Raw genomic sequence first — 17869 nt, 5'->3', positions numbered from 1 at the left:
ATGCGGCGCCATGAGTTCCCCCACTGGACCCGAGTCCGGCCTGCCAGTACGAATGCCGCGACCCCGCCAGCCGGGACGGCACCGCCGCCCCGAGCCCCTGGTGGCTCCCGAGGGCGCGCCCGCGCTCGTCCTCGCCGTGCCGGGCACGCCCAGTACCGCCACGCGCGGCCTCGCCGAGGAGGTCGTGAGCATCGCCCGCTCCGAGCTCCCCGGTCTTGACGCCCGCATCGGGTACCTCGACGGGGACAGCGCGGAATTCCCCCCGCTGCAGGCCGTGCTCGCGTACGCCGCCGAGGAGCGCACCGCCCGCTTCGAGCAGGCACGTGCCGCCGGCATGGACGTCCGGGAGCCCGACGGGCCCGTCGCCGTGGTCGTGCCGCTGCTCGCCGGCCCGGACAGCGCGCTGCTGCGCCGGGTCCGCCAGGCCGTCATGGAGAGCCGCGTCGCCGCCGAGCTGACCGACGTCCTCGGCCCGCACCCGCTCCTCGCCGAGGCGCTGCACGTGCGGCTGTCCGAGGCCGGTCTCGCCCGCGCGGACCGTGCCCGGCTGTTCACGGTGGCGACGGCCGCGGACGGCATCATCCTCGCCTCCGTGGGCGGTGACGAGGCCGTGCAGGCCGCCGGGATCACCGGCATGCTGCTCGCCGCGCGCCTCGCGGTGCCGGTGATGGCGGCGGCCCTGGACCAGGAGGGCTCCATCGCGTCGGTCGCCGAGCAGCTGCGGTCCTCGGGCTCGCAGCAGCTGGCCCTCGCGCCCTATCTGATCGGCCCGGAGATCGAGCCGGGGCTGGTCGAGGAGGCCGCGAAGGAGGCGGAGTGCTCCGCGGCGGAGTCGCTCGGGGCGTATCCGGCGATCGGGAAGCTGGCCCTCGCCAAGTACACGACGGCGCTGGGGATCACGACGCAGCAGGCGCAGGGAACGCCGGTTCGCTGACACCCCTGGCACGACCGAATCGGCCCGCTCCGGTTTCCGAGCGGGCCTTCGTCGTGGGTGCGTGGGGTGCCGGCCGGCGCGGGGGTGCGGCCGCTCGCGCGTCTTCGACCAACTGCACGGAATCCTGCTCTCCGAACTGAACGCGGCCGGCCAGCTCGACTGGTCACGGACCTGATGTATTCCCTCCGCCACTACTTCGCATCGAACTGCCTCGCCCACGGCATTCCGATCACTGATGTCGCCGAGTGGATGGGACACACATCAATCGAGGTCACCTACCGGATCTACCGGCACCTCGTGCCGGGCTCCATCACGAGAGCAGCCGAGATCCTCAACGAGCGGCTATGAGCCGTCTGGCGGAGAGCGCCTCGGACCGTAGGTCGACGCTCTTTCTCCCATTCAGGAACGGACAAGTGGAGGGCGCGGAGACGACCCAAGCGGCATGGCCAGCTCCGACAGAGCCTTCTCCAAGCCACGCAGATGCACGAGGGCCGACTCGGTCTCGTACTGCTGAGGCATCTCGCCGCTAGTGGACGCCGCTCGCCTGCGCCCCAGGTCACTGACAGTGAGTGCCTCCACCGCTGCCTCGACGCGCCAGCAGGCAGCGGCCAGACGGGTGTCGTGCGACGCGACAGGATCGGCGGCAACGGACACCAGACCCCGCACTTCGCGGGCGCAGTCGTCGAGCAGCTCAATGACCTGGCGGGCACGGGCCTTCCGAGCAGGGAAGGGAGTCAAAGGGTGCATCAGCGGGGCGAGCGCCAGCCGTACCCGGCCGAGCAGTAGTTCCAGTTCGGCGGCGTGCGGGGCAGGGTCGCCCTTCGGGTCTCCAGCGAGGCGAGCGGTCGCTTCGGCGGTGGCCGCGTGGACGCAGTGCAGTGCCCGCTGGATCCAGGCATCGTTCGTGGCGTGCGTGGTGACCGGCAGGACGAGGGCCACGGCCAGCGCGGCACACAGCGCACCCACACCGGTCTCTGCGAGACGGAGCACGAGCAGGCTGGGGTCCAGCACGCCCAGCAGGCCGTATAGCAAGCTGACCATAACCGTCACTGCCAGCATCATCCAGGAATACGAGACGGCGGCGGTGTAGAAGATGCCGAAGACACAGGCGGCAACCAGGGCGGCCGTTGGCGCGGGCGCGCCATGCAGCGGGATGGCGACCAGCAGGCCGACGGCGATACCGATCACAGTTCCGAAGACCCGGCGGAAACCGCGGACCAGGGTTTCGCCGCGAGAAGCCGTGTTGACGAAGATCCACCAGGCAGTACCGACGGCCCAGTACCAGCGCTCTTCGGAGAGCAGCTGCCCGACCAGAAGCGCGAGAGTCGAGGCAGCGGTGGCCTGGAAGGCTTGCCGGGTGGTGGGCCGCGCCAATCCGCTGCCGGGCAGGGCCGGCGGGGCCGCCGCGGGTGGGGTGTGACGCTCGATGGGCCAGAGCACGAAGCGCGTGGCGCCGGCAGCGAAGAGGGCAAGGCCCACGGCGGTGTACAGCTCAGGAAGCTGAGCAGGAACCGCGTGCAGGAACTGCGTGATGAAGAAGTTCATGAACGCGAAGATCCCGAGCGCGTGGCCCCGCGGGCCCCAGCGGCGGGCATAGACCCCACAGAAGACGACGGCCAGGAACGCGGCGTCACGGGCCGGGGCGATGCCGTGCAGTGTGGTGGCGAGCGCCAGCACGGGGAATCCGGCGATGGGAAGGAGGGCGGTGGTGATCCGCTGGTCACGGACGGTCGCATCGGTGACCGTGAAGAGGGCGAGTAGTGCCGCGAGCCCTCCGGTGATCGATGCGGTGAGCGATAGCCCGCACAGTTCGGAAACGGCGACAGCGGCAGCGACACCGAGGACAGCGCGGGTCGCGTTCCGCAGCCTCAGGCGCCCCGGGTCCGGAGCCACGAACATCCTCTTCACGGCGGTGTGCCGCCCCCTTGCGGTAGTACGCGTCCTGCCCACGGTCGTCCCGGGTGGCGGGCAACAGGCAGGCACGACGAAGGCACCGCGGTCCGGATCCGGCATCGTCGCCGTCCGGCGCTACACGGCGCCGCAAATACATGGATAGGACATAGACAACCACTTCCGGGCCCACTGGCTCAACTGTCGCGCCATCGACTGTGCCAATGGGCCAGCTGATCAGCGTCGTGGTCGACCGATGGAAGGCCAATGGGTCAGACTTCAACGGGCCGCGCGGATGCGGCCTCGCTCGCAGCGGCAGCTCGCCGCCATTCACATGTGAACCGCCGCCGCCACTTGCACACCGCGGCGTTACGAGTCGTAACGCCAGAGCCTGGGCGGAGTTCGCCCGCCGCTTCCAGCGTTCCAGCACAGCACGCTCGTCATCCGCCAACAGCAACGGCTCCAGCTTCGAACCACGACGCGGGACAAGCACCCCGGCAGAAGAACTCATGCAAGAAACGACGGACTACCGGCGCAGGACACTACTATGAATCGGAAGACGTCGAAATCGGCAGGTTTGCCATCAGGGTCATCCTTTTCGCGTCGACATGCGTAACACTAATGTCTGACTTGGTGCTCGTCCTCGACGGTGCGAGCCTCAAGACGACGGCAATGGCCGCTGTGATCGCATTCGGCGGCACCTTCGGTATTGGGTACTTCATCGCCAAGAGTCTTGGATTTATTCGAACGAGCACGTAATACTCGATAAACGCGGAGTCCATCGAAAACGAGAGTCCTCCCAGCTCAAACTGCGACCGCGCACAGCAACTGGACGCTCCCCGCAAGAGGACATCGCGACCGCTGGCCGGCTGCTCGCCTCGCACGCCGCCGTCGCCCTCGCGGACGCCCGCACCATCGACCAACTCGAACACGCCCTGGAGACCCGGCACGCCATCGGCGAGGCCATGGGCATCCTCATGCAACGCCACGGGATGAGCGACGAGGAGGCTTCAGCGTGCTACGGAACATCTCCCAGCATCACAACATCAAACTGCGCGACGTCGCCCAGCTGATCAGGGACAAGCGCACCGACGATCCGGCGTGATCATCAATGGGTCAACAAGGGCGGCGGGGTGGCGCAAGCCCTCGTTGACGAGCACTCGTGCGGAGCGGAGGGGCTGCGGAGCGCTGCGATGAACCAGAGTCCCGTGACCAAATGACTTTTGCCGGCAGCGTGGGCCCGGGCTGCCACGTCGCCGACGGGAAGTCTGCGTCGCGGTGTACGACGGTCTCCTCCAGCCGGCCCAGGACCATGTCCGCACTGTGGTAAGCCGATTCGCGGAGGGGCCGCATCTCGACATCAGGGACCATACCGATCGCCGGCAGGAGTGCGGGTATCGCCACGGCTGACGGCGGACCGTCGCGAGCGTGACCGGGCGGACCGCGGAGACGTCACACAGCGCCTCCCGCCCCTGCGATCTGTCGAATGCGCGTCGAAGACAACGGAGTTGGACGCCGATGATTGACAGATCGGCACCCGATGGGGAATCTGACTGTTGCAAAACCAGTGGGAACGCTCCCAGAAGCGCCCGGCGCACGACGAGTGGAAGGAGAGGCACCGCTGCGACGCTCCCGCGGAATTCCCACCTCCCCATCAGATGGGCGGGCAGGTGGGCGCGAAGGGCTTTCGCCATGATCGAGCCACGGGTCGGCCCCTGTTCACCGGCTCGCCGTGTCTCTGCTCGCAAGACCACGCCTCATCGATCACCACCACGGTCGCTGCCACGGGCAAGACCGGTACGTCCTCCACCCTGCGCGATACGCCGACCTGACCACCCCCACGGCTACTCCCCCCCACCACCTCGGTCAGCGTCACCGGCGCAGCATCGCCGATGCCCCTTCCCGGCCCTGCCCGCGCAGCGCTCCGCACACCCCCCACAGGAGTCTTCATGACCGGGCAACGGCGTAGTTTCCTGACCCTGAGCGCGGCCGGAGCCGCGGGCGTAGGCATGTCCCTGCTCGGCACGGGACAAGCAGGGGCCGCCTCGAGGGCCGGCGCTCCGACCCAGCGGTTCGCGGTCGGCGTGCGCCAGTACGCCTGGAGCCGCGGCGGCCGCCGGTGGACCACGTACGTCGACTACCCCGCCACCGGCGCCCCCGGTGGCTCCCCGGTCGCCAACGCCCCCGTCGCTCAGGGCGTTTTCCCGGATTGTGAGTTCATGCACGGCTGCAGCAGCAGTCCGCAGAAATCACGGGTGATCATCCGCCCCGGCCGAGGCGGGGTTCACCGTCTCCGCCCCCGCTTCGCCAACCTCAGCGGCCAAGACGTCTACAACGGCAACCAGTCCAAGGACGTCTCCGAGGTCATCACCCGGACCCTCGCCCTGAACACGGCCGGGGACCCGCTGGCCGGCCACATCGCCACTGCGGTCGGAGTCGGCGTCTCCGGCCACTCGATGGGCGGCATGACCACCCACGGCCTGCTGACGGCCTGGCCGGACGCACGGATCACCGCCGCGGTCCCCATGTCCTGTGTGTACATGGGAAATCCGAGCCCGGGTCCGCGCCAAAGCCCTGTTCATACACGGCGACCGAGACCGAAACTGCCCCATATCCTCCGCCCGCCAGGCGTATCGGGAACTGCCCGCCGCCAAGGCGTTCCTCACCTTCCGCGGCGCCGGCCACAGCAACTACTTCGGCGACTCCCGCACCATCAACACCTTCGTGGACTGGATGCGGTGGAGTCTGTACGGCGACAACGCTGCCCACGACCGCCTTCGCTCCGACGCCACTTCCAGCACCACCACCTGGGAATCCGTCCTGAGCTGAGGAGCAACCACGCACGGCGCCAGCCCGTCCACAGCGCGGGCGCTTCGCAGCTCCGACCACTTCTCGGACCACTGCGAGGCAGGCCGTGGGTGGCGCCATTGACTGTGTACGTTCCCAGGCTGGGCGCGGGAACCACACCCCCCAATACCCGGCGGCTCCGGCCGCTCGCACTCGGGCACAGGTCCACTGAGGGCCAAAACCCTCGAGGCTGAAAGAGAGGAAAGCTCATGGTTTCACTAGCAGGGAAGATCAGAGCCGTTTTCCTTGCCGTCCTGTTGACGGTTGCCGCATCCGTGTACGGCGCGGCACATCAGGCATCGGCCGACACCGTGGCACAGTCGAGCGCTTCGCAGATCGTGGCCGACATGGGCGCGGGATGGAATCTGGGGAACCAGCTCGAAGCCACCATCAACGGATACCCCAGCGAAACGGCATGGGGCCAGCCGACCGTAACGCAAGCACTCATCGACAAAGTCAGGGCGGCAGGGTTCAAGACGATCAGGATCCCGGTCTCTTACCTGGGGCACATAGGACCCGGCCCGAATTACACGATAAACCCCTCCTGGCTGAACCGAATCCAAGAAGTCGTCAACTACGCCTACAACAGGGGCCTGCATGTGATGATCAACATGCACGGCGACGGCTACAAGACCATCAACGGCTCGTGGCTGATCTGCGATTCACCCTCCCAAGCGACAATCAAGGCCAAGTACGAGAAGGCTTGGCAGCAGATCGCGAACAGGTTCAAGAACTACGACCAGCGCCTGATCCTGGAGTCCATGAACGAGGAGTTTGACGGACAGTACGGCAACCCGACCCAACCGTGCTACTCAAACATCAACAGCTACAACCAAATCTTCGTGGACACCGTGCGGAAAACGGGCGGAAACAACAGTTCGAGGTGGCTGCTCGTTCCCGGCTGGAACACGAACATCGATTACACCGCGGGGAACTACGGCTTCAGGCTTCCGTCCGACCAGTATCGATCCCCCTCCATTCCCGCCAACGAGCGGCGCATCATGATCTCCGTTCATCACTACAGCCCTTGGGACTTCGCCGGAGAGGAAAGCGGCACCATCACGCAGTGGGGACGAGCGGCGACCAATCCATCGAGAACGTCGACCTGGGGACAGGAAGACTATCTGGATTCACAGCTCAAGAAGATGTATGACACATTCGTCACTAAGGGGTACCCGGTGGTCGTCGGCGAGTACGGCGCGATCGACAAGTCGTCGTTCGATTCGTCGAACAACAGGTATCGTGCGGACTTCGCACGGGCCGTCGTGGCCACGGCCAAGAAATACGGGGCGGCCACCGTCTACTGGGACAATGGCACAACCGAACGGTACGGGTTCGGGCTCTTCAACCGGCGCTCCCTCACGGTGACCCAGCAGGGCATCATCAACGCCATCATGAGCGGCGTCGGCGGCCGTGCCGCCGGCACCGGCCTTCCGTCTGGCTCATAGCAGATCCGGGGCCCGGCTACGGGTACGACCTCGGTGGGCGCGCAGTGCGGCCGGGTGGAGGCGACGCCACACGGTGTGCGATCTCGTCCAGCTGCGCGCCGACCAGCAGGCCACGCGGTCGTCGGGGGTGTCGGGATGGCGTGGGTGCGGTTGACGCCGTGCAGGGCCGCGCAGCCCGAGCCGGGTTCGCGCTGGTCGCAGTCGGCGCTCACATCACGGAAGTACGTGCAACGGGTGCACTGCATGATGTTGCCGCCGATGGTCGCCATGTTGCGCGGCGGACGCGCTCAGCTCCAACGCCTGCGAGATCACAATGAGCATCCCGACCGCCAGTGGCTCAGCGCGCTTCCTCTAGACTGAGCCATTGGTGCAGCCCGGACCATTGGGGGGCGGCCGTGGCAGAGCCAACGGACGAGGAGGACGCGCGATGCCCGTGGACGAGCTCGACACTCGCATCCTGCGGCTGCTGCTGGAGCAGCCGCGCACCAGCGTGCGCGAGTACGCCCGGATCCTCGGCGTCGCCCGGGGCACGCTGCAGGCCCGGCTCGACCGTCTGGAGCGCGACGGCGTGATCACCGGTGCCGCACCGGCCCTCTCCCCCGCCGCGCTCGGGCATCCGGTGCTCGCGTTCGTGCACATCGAGGTCACCCAGGGCCATCTCGACGAGGTGGGTGACGCGCTGGCGGCCGTGCCGGAGATCGTCGAGGCGTTCTCGATCACGGGCGGCGGGGATCTGCTGGCCCGGGTGGTGGCGCGGGACAACGCCCACCTGGAGGACATCGTCCAGAAGCTGATCAGCATGCCCGGAGTCGTGCGCACCCGTACCGAGGTCGCCCTGCGCGAGCGCGTCTCGCACCGGCTGCTGCCACTGGTGGAGTCGATCGGCCGCGCGGCCCGGCCCTGACTCGCCGCGATCTTCGGGTCGCGGCCTTTGAGATGCGGGCACCATGAGCGGGCTCGGCGGCACAACGGTCACCTTCGATCTCGACGGAACGCCCGTGGACAGCGAGCCGAACCACTCGGCCCGCCGGCTCGGAGTGGACCCGGCCGGCTGTGTGGTGCCGGAGGACGCGGCCCCGGGGGCCGCCGCCGCGGGCATGCGGCGCATCACGATCCCTCATGTCCCGGCACAGGCGGACGCACCGGAGTCCGCCACCGCGGGTCTGCTGCTGCAGGGCGGCCAGGCGGAGTTCACGGCACGGACGGCGCACGAGTGGCCGGCGCGCTCGGCCGGGCCCTCCTGAACTCACCGCGCTCTCCCGGCCTTTCCCAACTCGCCCCTCCCGACCCGTTGACGCTCCTGCGTCCCCTCCCTAAGGTCTGGTCGATCATTCGTACGGCGTTCGATATATCGACCGCCCTGCCGGTCATCCTGGCCCATCCCAGAGCAGCATCCGTGGACCCGTGGAGGAGCACACATGGCACGGCCCCTCTCCAGAAGAACCCTTCTCCAGGCCGCGACCCTCGCGGCGGCCGTCCCCGCGCTGTCGCACACGGCGACGGGGCGGGCCGCGGCGGCTCCCGCAGCGGCCGCCGCCGACACCCCCGCCGCCTGGACCGTACGGCCGTTCGGGCTGGAGGACGTGAGTCTCGGCCGGGGCGTATTCGCCGACAAGCGGAACCTGATGCTGGACCACGCCCGCGGCTACGACGTGCACCGGCTGCTGCAGGTCTTCCGCGCCAACGCCGGTCTGCCGACGGGCGGCGCGGTCGCCCCCGGCGGCTGGGAAGGACTGGACGGCGAGGCCAACGGCAACCTGCGGGGCCATTACACCGGCCACTTCCTGACCATGCTGGCGCAGGCGTACCTCGGGACGAAGGAGCGGGTGTTCGCCGACCGGATCGGCACCATGGTCGGCGCGCTGACCGAGGTGCGTGCCGCGCTGCGGCGGGATCCGGCTGTGCTGAGCGTCGACGGGAGGTTCGGGACCGCAGCGGACCAGGTGCGGGGCTCCTACCAGTACGTGGACCTGCCGGCCGCCGTGCTCGGCGGGGCCTTGGCGATCACCCTGTCCGTCTGGGTGCGGCCCACGCACGACGCCGGCTGGGCCCGGATCTTCGACTTCGGCAACGGCACCGACCGCTATCTGTACCTGGCCGCCCGCAACCAGGCCGGAGTGCCGCGCTTCGCCGTCACGACCTCGGGTGCGGGCGGCGAGCAGGGCCTGAACGGCACGGCCCCGCTGGCGCTGAACCAGTGGAGCCACCTGGCGGTCACGATCGGGGGCGGCACCGGGACGCTCTACGTCAACGGCACCGCCGTCGCACGCAACACCGCGATGAGCCTCACTCCATCGGCACTCGGCACCCTGAGGAACAACTGGCTCGGCCGCTCGAACTACCCGGCAGACCCGGTCTTCGCGGGTGCCTACGAGGAGTTCAACGTCTTCTCGCGGGCGCTGACCGCCGCCGAGATCACAGAGTTGCAGAGCCGCCGGGCCGCCGACGCCTCGACGGGCCGGGGCGACCTGGCGTCGTACGCCTTCGACGAGACGGCCGGCGGGACCTTCGCGGACTCCTCCGGCCGGAACCTGACGGCCACCCTGCGCCGCACCTGGGGCGGGCCCAGCCACCCCGGGTTCCTCGCGGCGTACCCGGAGACGCAGTTCATCGACCTGGAGTCGCGGACCACCTCCGACTACACCAAGGTGTGGGCGCCGTACTACACCGCGCACAAGATCCTCCGGGGCCTGCTCGACGCGTACACCGCCACCGACGACGACCGGGCCCTCGACCTCGCGTCCGGCATGTGCGACTGGATGTACTCCCGGCTGTCCAGGCTGCCCGAGGCCACGCTGCAGCGCATGTGGGGAATCTTCTCCAGCGGCGAGTTCGGCGGCATCGTCGAGGCGATCTGCGACCTGCACACGATCACCGGCAAGCCCGAACACCTAGCGCTGGCCAGGCTGTTCGACCTGGACCGGCTGATCGACGCGTGCGCCGCGAACACCGACATCCTCGACGGCCTGCACGCCAACCAGCACATCCCGATCTTCACCGGCTATGTGCGGCTGTACGACGAGACGGGCGACGAGCGCTACCTCACCTCGGCGAAGAACTTCTGGGACATGGTCGTACCGCACCGCATGTACGGCATCGGCGGCACCAGCGCGCAGGAGTTCTGGAAGGCCCGGGACGTGATCGCGGGCACGATCGGCTCGACCACGGCCGAGACGTGCTGCGCCTACAACATGCTGAAGCTGAGCCGGACCCTGTTCTTCCACGAGCAGGACCCGAAGTACATGGACTACTACGAGCGGGCCCTGTACAACCAGGTGCTCGGCTCCAAGCAGGACAAGCCCGACGCGGAGAAGCCGCTCGTCACGTACTTCATCGGGCTGACGCCCGGTCATGTCCGGGACTACACGCCCAAGCAGGGCACGACCTGCTGCGAGGGCACGGGCATGGAGAGCGCCACGAAGTACCAGGACTCGGTGTACTTCGCGAAGTCCGACGGCAGCGCGCTGTACGTCAACCTGTACAGCCCCTCCACGCTGACCTGGGCCGAGAAGGGCGTCACGGTCGCGCAGACCACCCGCTTTCCGCAGGAGCAGGGCAGCACGCTCACCTTCGGGGGCGGCCGGGCCTCCTTCACGCTGCGGCTGCGGGTGCCGTCGTGGGCGACCGCCGGGTTCCGAGTGACCGTCAACGGGCGTGCGGTGTCCGGGACTCCGAAGCCCGGGAGTTACTTCGACGTGTCCCGGGCCTGGCGGGCCGGTGACACCGTCCGCGTCGCCATGCCGTTCCGGACACGGGTGGAGAAGGCCCTCGACGACCCGTCCCTGCAGACCCTGTTCCACGGCCCGGTCAACCTGGTGGCCCGCGACGCCTCCACGGAGTACCTGAAGGTCGGGCTGTACGGCGGCGCCGGTCTCTCCGGCGACCTGTCGGCCTCCCTCACGCCGGTGCCGGGCAAGCCGCTCCACTTCACCCTGGACGGCAGGCAATGGGCGCCGTTCTCCGAGGGGACGGAGGATCCGACGCACACGTACTTCCGGCGCGCGGAGCCGAACGTGGTGTTCGGCGGCCGGGACTCCGGTGTCGCCAACCCGGCGAAGGCCGACGGCACCACGCTCCTGGACGAGATCTGGGCCGGGGCGCCGTTCGGCGCCAAGGGGGCGCTGGTGGCGCGGGTGCGCTCCACCGTGGACGCGTGGGTGGCGGCCGGACTGCTGAGCAGGACCGACGGAGACCAGGTGATCAGGACGGCGGACGCGGCCTCGTACCAGCCCTGAGCGGCTGGGGGCCCGGGGCCGGTGCCCTGCCGCTTTTCGCGCATGCGGCACCGGCTCCGGGCGGCTCACAACTTTTTTGCGGCAGAGGTGATTGTTTCGCCCCTGTCATCCGTACCTCCTGGTGTTGGGCCGTTCATATCCCAGGAGGCACGATGCGCATCTCGCGCAGCACGGCAGGAACCGCGTTCGTGGGCGGTGCGTTGATCCTTACGCTCACCGCGCTCGCCTACCCGAGCATGCTGGGCGTGCAGAACACGGCTTCCGGCCAGGACCGCATCATCGCCAACACCCAGTACGGGCCGCTGACCGAGGCGGACCGCGACTTCGTGGTGAAGGTGCGCGCGGCCGGGCTGTGGGAGCACCCTCTGGGTCTGCTGGTGATGCAGCGCGGCGGATCGCCCGAGATGAAGGAGGCCGGCGAGCACCTGGTCGTCGGGCACGGACGGCTGGACGCCGCCTGCCGCAGGATCGCACCCGAGCTGGGCATCACGCTCCCCAACCAGGCGTCGCCGCAGCAGCAGCAGTTCGTCGCGACGGTGGAGGGCGCGCAGGGGCAGGAGTTCGACTCGACCGCGACGACCATCATGCGCGTGACCCACGGCCAGATCTTCTCGACGATCGCCAAGATCCGCGCCAACACGAGGAACTCGCTGGTACGTCAGCTCGCCGACCAAGCCAACTCCACGGTGCTGGACCACATCACCATTCTGGAGAAGACCGGCCTGGTCAACCACGAGCAGGTCACCCTCCAGCAGACCAGCCCGCCGAAGATGCCGGAGGAGATGACCACTCCGCCGCCTCCGCAGGTGGGCTCGCCGGTCCTGACGCTGAAGATCCCCAAGGAGCTGGAGGACCTGCGTACGGAGGCGCCGAACGCGCTCCAGCCGTCGCCTTCGGCGGGGTGAGCCGAGGGGCGTGGGGATCAGGAGCGGCGGCGGGGCTTGCCCCGCTTGCCGCCCTTGGCGGCGCCGCCGGACCCGCCGCGCCGGTTCGTGCCCGTCGCCCTCGCCTGCTGTGGCTTGCGGCGGTCGTCGCGCCTGGGCTTCTCCTGCGCCACAGGCTGCTTGCGGCCCCGGGTGCTGTTGGCCGTGCGGCCGCGGACGATGCCGATGAAGTCCTCCACCTGGTCCGTCGTCGCGTCCTCGGGCCAGGCCAGGGCCACGCTCGACTCGGGGGCGTCCGTGAGGGGACGGTGGGTGAGGTCCTTGCGGTGGTGGAGACGGGCGAGCGACAGGGGGACGATCAGGACGCCGATGCCGGCCGCGACCAGCTCGACGGCGTCGGCCGTGGTGGCCGGGCGTTCGAGGGCGGGTCGTCCGGGGAGGGTCTCCCAGTCGAGGACGTCGTCGAGGGGGTGCAGCACGATGTCGTCGGCCAGGTCCTCGGGGGACACCTCGTCGGCGGCCGTGACCAGGTGGTCCTTGGGTACGACGACGACCGTCTGCTCGGTGTAGAGGGGGATGGCACTGAAGACCGTCCGGTCCACGGGCAGTCGTACGAGACCCGCGTCGGCGTCCCCGTCGCGCAGCTGTCCGGCCGCCGCTCCGGGGGGCACCTGCGTGAGGGTCAGCGGGACGTCGGGCTGCCGCTCGTTCCAGATGCGCACCCACTTGTCGGGCATCACCCCGGGGACGTACACGAGCCGGAACGAGGGAGGAACTTCCGAGCCTGTCACCTCGCCAGGTTACCGGCCGTGGTCAGAGGTCGTGCACGTGCTCGATACGCTGGACGGCATGACGTCGCACCAGAGCACCCAGACCATGAAGCCCGCGACCGCGGCGAAGAAGCTGGGTGTGTACCTCGAGGCCACACCCGCCGCGTTCCAGGAGGGTGTCGTTTCGCGCGCCGAGCTGAACGAGCTCCAGGCGAACCCGCCGCAGTGGCTGCGGGACCTGCGGAACAACGGCCCGCACCCCCGGCCGGTGGTCGCCGCGAAGCTCGGCGTCTCCATCGCGGGCCTCGCCCGCGGCGGTGTCACCGAGCCCCTCACCACCGAGCAGATCGAGAAGCTGAAGCAGGAGAGTCCCGAGTGGCTGGTGCGCGAGCGCGCCACCCAGGCGGAGGTGCGCAAGGAGGCGGCCCGGATCAAGAAGAAGAACGCCGAGCGCACCGGCTGACCTCGAAGTCCTTCCTCCAGCTGCCCCGACCGGTCTTCCGGTCGGGGCCGTTGTCGTTCTCCGGCCCTGGTACGGGGCCGTGTGTGGCGCCGGTGAAGAAGCGGCGCTCGAAGTCCGTGAAGCTGGTGACGCGCACCGGCTCGTTCAGTGGACCGCGCCGGGTGTGGCCCACGAACGCGGTCACCGACGTGGGTCAGGGCGAGATGGTGCGGGTGCTGCTGGGAGGCTCTTCGACGTAGACACCGGGATACGTCGGCTTGGCGGCGCTCACTGCGCTCATCAGCATTCCCCCTCCTGTCCCTGTCTCGGGCACCGGAGGTTGATCGAGGCCTTACGGGTCGCATTCGCGTGCCCCTTCGAGTGCCCCCTTCCGACCGGGGCATGCCCGCGGTAAACGCCAGACCGCGCCACCCTTTCCATCCCGTAGAAATATCTACGAGCATGGTTCCGGCCGGGCGGCACGCGGAATCCCGCGGTCACCGGCCGGTGTCCAGCGCGCGCCCACCGGGCGCCGTCGACTGTGCCTGGGGTGGCCATGCAGAGCGTCATGTGGAAGCAAGCCGTCGAGTGGCTCGCCGCGGCGGCGACGGACCCCCAGGAGTGCAAGCGGGAGTGGGACTACGGCGCGGGCACGGTGCTCGTGGAGGCCGGGCGGTACTGGGACGTGCTCAGCGTTCCCGACCGGCTGGGCCTGCTCGCGCTGGACATGCTGTGGCGCGACCCGCTCAAGGTGCCCGGCCCCACCCTGGTCGACTGTGCCGCGCGCAGAGTGGGGTTCTTCCTGCCGCCGGATCCCGTCAGCGAGTGGGTGGGGTTCGGCGTCCGGCACGTCGGCCGGGGCTCCTGGGTGGCCGTGCCGCCGCCGTACCGGCCCGCCGGGCGCCTGGAGTGGCTCGTCCCGCCGGATGGCACCGGCGCCCTGCACGCCCCTGGCACGCTCGAGTCGGCCCTGCGGGAGGCCTCCGGCACGCTCGCCTTGCTGGCACCGGTCAGCGCGGAGCCCGTGATGACGGACGGGTGGTGAGGCTGGCGCCGGCCGGGGCGGCCGGGCCCATGTGCCGGCCCGCTGCCCAGGAGGTGACGGCTGCCCAGGTCTCGCTCGCGGCCGGCGCCGCGAAGGAGGCCCACTGGCCGTCGCGGTGCTCCGGGACCGTGTGGCCCCTCGCCTCCCATTCGGCGACCAGCGCCGCGTAGATGGGCGGATGTCCCGCGTATCCCGTGGTGAGTTCGGCGTACGAGCGGGGCGCGGCGGCGTTCCCGTGAAGGCGCCGCGCCGTCTCCGTGCTGTCCATGCCAGGGCCAACGCGACGCCGCGCACCGGTGGTACGCGGGCAGGCCCCCGTCCGTCGGGTCGAGTGAACCCGTCACCCGTACGGCGGCACACGGGCACCGGACAAACATCCAGTCAGCCGGTCGCCCGTTCAGCGTGGGGGCTGCTTCCCGGCCAGTGGGGCATTCCCGGCCAGTGATTCATTCCCGGGCAGGTCGGTCGCGCTCGCGGCGACGTAACGGGAAGGCCGGCTTCCGGCTCTCCCGAGTCCTCGACCGGTGACGGGCTCATCCGGTAACACTGTCCTCACGCCGAGAACCGGTACGACGGCAGGGAGAGGCCATGTCACAGCGCCCTGACCTCCGGCGGCGCAGGGCCGTGCTGGAGCACGAGTGGTCCCGCTGGGTGCCGCGGCTGAGCGTCCCGGGCACGCGGCCGGGCGGCAGCGCGGCGTTGCGCCACGAGGTGACCGAGTCCTGGGCGCGTTCACTGAGCAGCGTGGACCCGGGCCGGCACAGCGCCCCGGTCACCGACGGCGGCCCGGTCCACCGGCGCTGGACGTCCTCTCCGCTCTACCGGCCGGTCTCCGGTCTGGCCGGCGACTGCGCAGCATCGCCGAGGACGCCGGGTTCGTCACGGCGGTCACCGACGAGTCCGGCACCATCCTGTGGACCTGCGGCGGCCCGACCATGCGCCGCCGGGCCGAGCAGGTCAACTTCGCGCCCGGCGGCCGCTGGGACGAGCAGGCCATGGGCACCAACGCCCTGTCCCTCGCCCTGCGCACCGGCCGCCCCAGCTCCGTCTTCTCCGCCGAGCACCTGGTGTCCGCCCTGCACGGCTGGGTCTGCTACTGCGCGCCCGTGCACGGCGCCGACGGCCGGGTCCTCGGCGTACTGGACCTGTCCACCACCTGGGACCGCTCGCACCCCCTGGCCATGTCCACCGTACGGACCCTGGTGTCCACGATCGAGGCCCGTCTCGCCACGGAGCAGCCCCGCCCGGGTCAGCTGCGGCTCACGTGCCTGGGCGCCGAACGGGCCGTACAGGAGGGACGGCCCCTCCCCCTGCGCCCCCGCCAGCTGGAGATCCTCACCCTGCTCGCGCTCGAACCCGGCGGCTTCTCCCCGGAACGGCTGCGCGCCGCCCTCTACGGCGACCGGCCGGTCACGTCGTCCACCTTCAAGGCGGAGGTCTCCCATCTGCGCCGCGCCCTCGGCGGCGGCATCTCCCCCCGCCGCTACGCCCTCACCACCCCGGTGTCCTGCGACGCCGCCGACGTCCTGCGGGCGCTGGAGCAGGGCGACACCGACACCGCCGTGCGCCGCTACGGTGGCCCGCTGCTCCCCCGCTCCGAGGCACCCGGCGTCGAGGAGTGGCGCACCCGCCTCGAAGTGGCCGTGCGCGCGGCCGTACTGGCGAGCACCCGCCCGGAACACGCCCTGCGCTACGGCGAACGGGCCCCGTACGACGCGGAGATCCACGAGCACGCGTTGCGTCTGCTGGGCCCGGAGGACACCCGTCGTGCGATCGCGGCGGGCCGGCTGACGACCGCCCTGCGCGACTGACGCCCACCGCGGCGCCAACCTTGCGCCAACCTCCCGGGAGCACAGTGAGGGGCGTCACGACGGCATGGCCCGTCACTCGCCCTTCACCGAGGAGAGCCGCCATGGTGTACGCGCAGCCGGGAACGGACGGGAGCATCGTCACCTTCGCCCGCCGCTACGACAACTTCATCGACGGCGACTGGACTGCCCCCGTCGAGGGGCGCTACTTCGACAATCCGACGCCCCTGACCGGCGAGGTCTTCTGCGAGGTCGCCCGCTCCACGGCGGCCGACGTCGACCTCGCCCTGGACGCGGCACACCGGGCGGCCGACACGTGGGGCCGCACGTCGACCGCGGAACGCGCGAACGTCCTCAACAGGATCGCGGACCGCATCGAGCAGCACCTGGAGAAGATCGCGGTCGCCGAGACCTGGGAGAACGGCAAGCCGGTCCGCGAGACCCTGGCCGCCGACATACCGCTGGCCGTGGACCACTTCCGGTACTTCGCCGGCGTCGTCCGCGCCCAGGAGGGCAGCATCGCGGAGATCGACGCCGACACGGTCGCCTACCACTTCCAGGAACCGCTGGGCGTGGTCGGCCAGATCATCCCGTGGAACTTCCCGATCCTCATGGCCACCTGGAAGCTCGCGCCCGCGCTGGCCGCCGGCAACTGCGTCGTCATCAAACCGGCCGAGCAGACCCCGGTCAGCCTGCTCTACGTCCTCGACCTGGTCGCCGACCTGCTCCCGCCCGGCGTGGTCAACGTCGTCAACGGCTTCGGCGTGGAGGCGGGCAAGCCGCTGGCGTCCAGCCCTCGGGTGGCGAAGGTGGCGTTCACCGGCGAGACGACGACCGGCCGCCTGATCATGCAGTACGCCAGCGAGAACATCATCCCCGTCACGCTGGAACTGGGCGGCAAGAGCCCGAACATCTTCCTGCCGGACGTCATGGCCGCCGACGACGACTTCCTGGACAAGGCGGTCGAGGGCTTCGTGATGTTCGCCCTCAACCAGGGCGAGGTCTGCACCTGCCCGTCCCGCGCGCTGATCCCCTCGTCGATCTACGACGACTTCATGGCCCGCTGCGTCGAACGCACCCGGGCCATCGTCGGCGGCGACCCGCTGGACCCCGCCACGATGATCGGCGCGCAGGCCGGCAACGACCAGTACGAGAAGATCCTCTCCTACCTCGACATCGGCAGGAAGGAGGGCGCCGAGATCGTCACGGGCGGCAACCCCCGCACGGTGACCGGCTTGGAGGGCGGCTACTACGTCGAGCCGACCATCTTCCGCGGCACCAACGACATGCGGATCTTCCAGGAGGAGATCTTCGGACCGGTCGTCTCGGTCACGACGTACGACTCGGTGGACGAGGCGCTGAAGATCGCCAACGACACGCTTTACGGCCTGGGCGCCGGCGTCTGGACCCGTGACGGCAACACGGCCTACCGCCTGGGCCGCGAGATCAAGGCGGGCCGCGTCTGGACCAACTGTCAAGCACCGGGTTTCGTGGAGACTGAGTTAGCTGGTTTTCTGGAGTGACGCAGGAGGTTCGGCCGAGAGGTAGTGGGCGGCCTCGTGTTCG

Annotated in this window: 12 protein-coding genes and 6 pseudogenes; 13 read left to right on the top strand and 5 right to left on the bottom strand. The window is 69.7% G+C overall.

Annotated features, from left to right (window positions below; translation table 11 throughout):
* Positions 1-10 precede the first annotated feature (10 nt).
* Positions 11-934 (top strand): sirohydrochlorin chelatase, encoded by a 924-nt coding sequence (locus tag ACZ5TL_RS15025; RefSeq protein ID WP_468590063.1) that lies wholly within the window; start codon positions 11-13, stop codon positions 932-934.
* A gap of 174 nt (positions 935-1108) precedes the next feature.
* Positions 1109-1282: pseudogene (locus ACZ5TL_RS15020) on the top strand (tyrosine-type recombinase/integrase); the annotation flags it as partial.
* A gap of 51 nt (positions 1283-1333) precedes the next feature.
* Here ACZ5TL_RS15020 and ACZ5TL_RS15015 read toward each other — a convergent pair.
* On the bottom strand, positions 1334-2833 hold the full coding sequence (locus tag ACZ5TL_RS15015; protein WP_468590513.1) for an FUSC family protein: 1500 nt from the start codon (positions 2831-2833) through the stop codon (positions 1334-1336).
* 836 nt (positions 2834-3669) lie between these two features.
* On the opposite strand from ACZ5TL_RS15015, the pseudogene ACZ5TL_RS15010 reads away from it, so the two are divergent.
* The 3 genes and pseudogenes from ACZ5TL_RS15010 to ACZ5TL_RS15000 form a co-directional block, all read left to right on the top strand.
* Positions 3670-3929, top strand: a pseudogene (locus ACZ5TL_RS15010) (ANTAR domain-containing protein); the annotation flags it as partial.
* A 1427-nt stretch (positions 3930-5356) separates the two neighbouring features.
* Complete coding sequence (locus ACZ5TL_RS15005; RefSeq protein WP_468590061.1) at positions 5357-5653, top strand: alpha/beta hydrolase family protein; 297 nt, start codon at positions 5357-5359, stop codon at positions 5651-5653.
* 227 nt (positions 5654-5880) lie between these two features.
* Positions 5881-7119 carry a glycoside hydrolase family 5 protein gene (locus ACZ5TL_RS15000; RefSeq protein ID WP_468590059.1) on the top strand — a complete coding sequence of 413 codons (1239 nt, stop codon included), beginning with the start codon at positions 5881-5883 and terminating at the stop codon, positions 7117-7119.
* A gap of 134 nt (positions 7120-7253) precedes the next feature.
* Here the strand turns inward: ACZ5TL_RS15000 and ACZ5TL_RS14995 are convergent.
* Positions 7254-7431 (bottom strand): annotated as a pseudogene (locus tag ACZ5TL_RS14995) (FAD binding domain-containing protein); the annotation flags it as partial.
* A 115-nt stretch (positions 7432-7546) separates the two neighbouring features.
* Between ACZ5TL_RS14995 and ACZ5TL_RS14990 the strand changes: the two are divergent.
* From ACZ5TL_RS14990 to ACZ5TL_RS14975, 4 genes and pseudogenes are all read left to right on the top strand, one after another.
* Positions 7547-8023: an Lrp/AsnC family transcriptional regulator gene (locus tag ACZ5TL_RS14990; protein ID WP_468590058.1), complete on the top strand. Its 477-nt coding sequence runs from the start codon at positions 7547-7549 to the stop codon at positions 8021-8023.
* A 115-nt stretch (positions 8024-8138) separates the two neighbouring features.
* Positions 8139-8363, top strand: a pseudogene (locus tag ACZ5TL_RS14985) (HAD family phosphatase); the annotation flags it as partial.
* Positions 8364-8537: 174 nt separating this feature from the next.
* Positions 8538-11354, top strand: a complete 2817-nt coding sequence (locus tag ACZ5TL_RS14980) for a beta-L-arabinofuranosidase domain-containing protein (RefSeq protein WP_468590056.1) — start codon at positions 8538-8540, stop codon at positions 11352-11354.
* Positions 11355-11506: 152 nt separating this feature from the next.
* Positions 11507-12259, top strand: coding sequence for a DUF4142 domain-containing protein (locus ACZ5TL_RS14975; RefSeq protein WP_468590054.1), 753 nt, complete (start codon positions 11507-11509; stop codon positions 12257-12259).
* Between the two features lie 17 nt (positions 12260-12276).
* Here ACZ5TL_RS14975 and ACZ5TL_RS14970 read toward each other — a convergent pair whose 3' ends face one another.
* On the bottom strand, positions 12277-13029 hold the full coding sequence (locus tag ACZ5TL_RS14970; protein WP_468590053.1) for a LysR family substrate-binding domain-containing protein: 753 nt from the start codon (positions 13027-13029) through the stop codon (positions 12277-12279).
* Between the two features lie 58 nt (positions 13030-13087).
* On the opposite strand from ACZ5TL_RS14970, the gene ACZ5TL_RS14965 reads away from it, so the two are divergent.
* Positions 13088-13471 carry a DUF5997 family protein gene (locus ACZ5TL_RS14965; RefSeq protein WP_468590051.1) on the top strand — a complete coding sequence of 128 codons (384 nt, stop codon included), beginning with the start codon at positions 13088-13090 and terminating at the stop codon, positions 13469-13471.
* A 97-nt stretch (positions 13472-13568) separates the two neighbouring features.
* On the opposite strand, the pseudogene ACZ5TL_RS14960 reads toward ACZ5TL_RS14965, so the two are convergent.
* Positions 13569-13757: pseudogene (locus ACZ5TL_RS14960) on the bottom strand (phage tail protein); the annotation flags it as partial.
* Between the two features lie 249 nt (positions 13758-14006).
* On the opposite strand from ACZ5TL_RS14960, the gene ACZ5TL_RS14955 reads away from it, so the two are divergent.
* Entirely contained in the window at positions 14007-14495 is a 489-nt protein-coding gene (locus tag ACZ5TL_RS14955) for a hypothetical protein (protein ID WP_468590512.1), read from the top strand.
* On the opposite strand, the gene ACZ5TL_RS14950 is transcribed toward ACZ5TL_RS14955, so the two are convergent.
* Positions 14461-14763, bottom strand: a complete 303-nt coding sequence (locus tag ACZ5TL_RS14950; protein ID WP_468590049.1) for a hypothetical protein — start codon at positions 14761-14763, stop codon at positions 14461-14463. The two genes, ACZ5TL_RS14955 and ACZ5TL_RS14950, sit on opposite strands and share 35 nt — an antisense overlap.
* A 370-nt stretch (positions 14764-15133) precedes the next feature.
* Here ACZ5TL_RS14950 and ACZ5TL_RS14945 point away from each other — a divergent pair, with 370 nt between their 5' ends.
* Complete coding sequence (locus ACZ5TL_RS14945) at positions 15134-16306, top strand: GAF domain-containing protein (protein ID WP_468590048.1); 1173 nt, start codon at positions 15134-15136, stop codon at positions 16304-16306.
* 101 nt (positions 16307-16407) lie between these two features.
* Positions 16408-17802: pseudogene (locus tag ACZ5TL_RS14940) on the top strand (aldehyde dehydrogenase family protein); the annotation flags it as partial.
* Positions 17803-17869: the final 67 nt, after the last annotated feature.

The sequence above is a fragment of the Streptomyces sp. NPDC033136 genome, assembly GCF_055578235.1.
This window is presented reverse-complemented; position numbering and strand designations above follow the sequence as displayed.

Coding starts and splice junctions, on each gene's coding strand:
- ACZ5TL_RS15025 (WP_468590063.1), top strand. CDS start 11: ATGAGTTCCCCCACTGGACCCGAGTCCGGCCTGCCAGTACGAATGCCG.
- ACZ5TL_RS15015 (WP_468590513.1), bottom strand. CDS start 2,833: ATGTTCGTGGCTCCGGACCCGGGGCGCCTGAGGCTGCGGAACGCGACC.
- ACZ5TL_RS15000 (WP_468590059.1), top strand. CDS start 5,881: ATGGTTTCACTAGCAGGGAAGATCAGAGCCGTTTTCCTTGCCGTCCTG.
- ACZ5TL_RS14990 (WP_468590058.1), top strand. CDS start 7,547: ATGCCCGTGGACGAGCTCGACACTCGCATCCTGCGGCTGCTGCTGGAG.
- ACZ5TL_RS14980 (WP_468590056.1), top strand. CDS start 8,538: ATGGCACGGCCCCTCTCCAGAAGAACCCTTCTCCAGGCCGCGACCCTC.
- ACZ5TL_RS14975 (WP_468590054.1), top strand. CDS start 11,507: ATGCGCATCTCGCGCAGCACGGCAGGAACCGCGTTCGTGGGCGGTGCG.
- ACZ5TL_RS14965 (WP_468590051.1), top strand. CDS start 13,088: ATGACGTCGCACCAGAGCACCCAGACCATGAAGCCCGCGACCGCGGCG.
- ACZ5TL_RS14955 (WP_468590512.1), top strand. CDS start 14,007: ATGCAGAGCGTCATGTGGAAGCAAGCCGTCGAGTGGCTCGCCGCGGCG.
- ACZ5TL_RS14950 (WP_468590049.1), bottom strand. CDS start 14,763: ATGGACAGCACGGAGACGGCGCGGCGCCTTCACGGGAACGCCGCCGCG.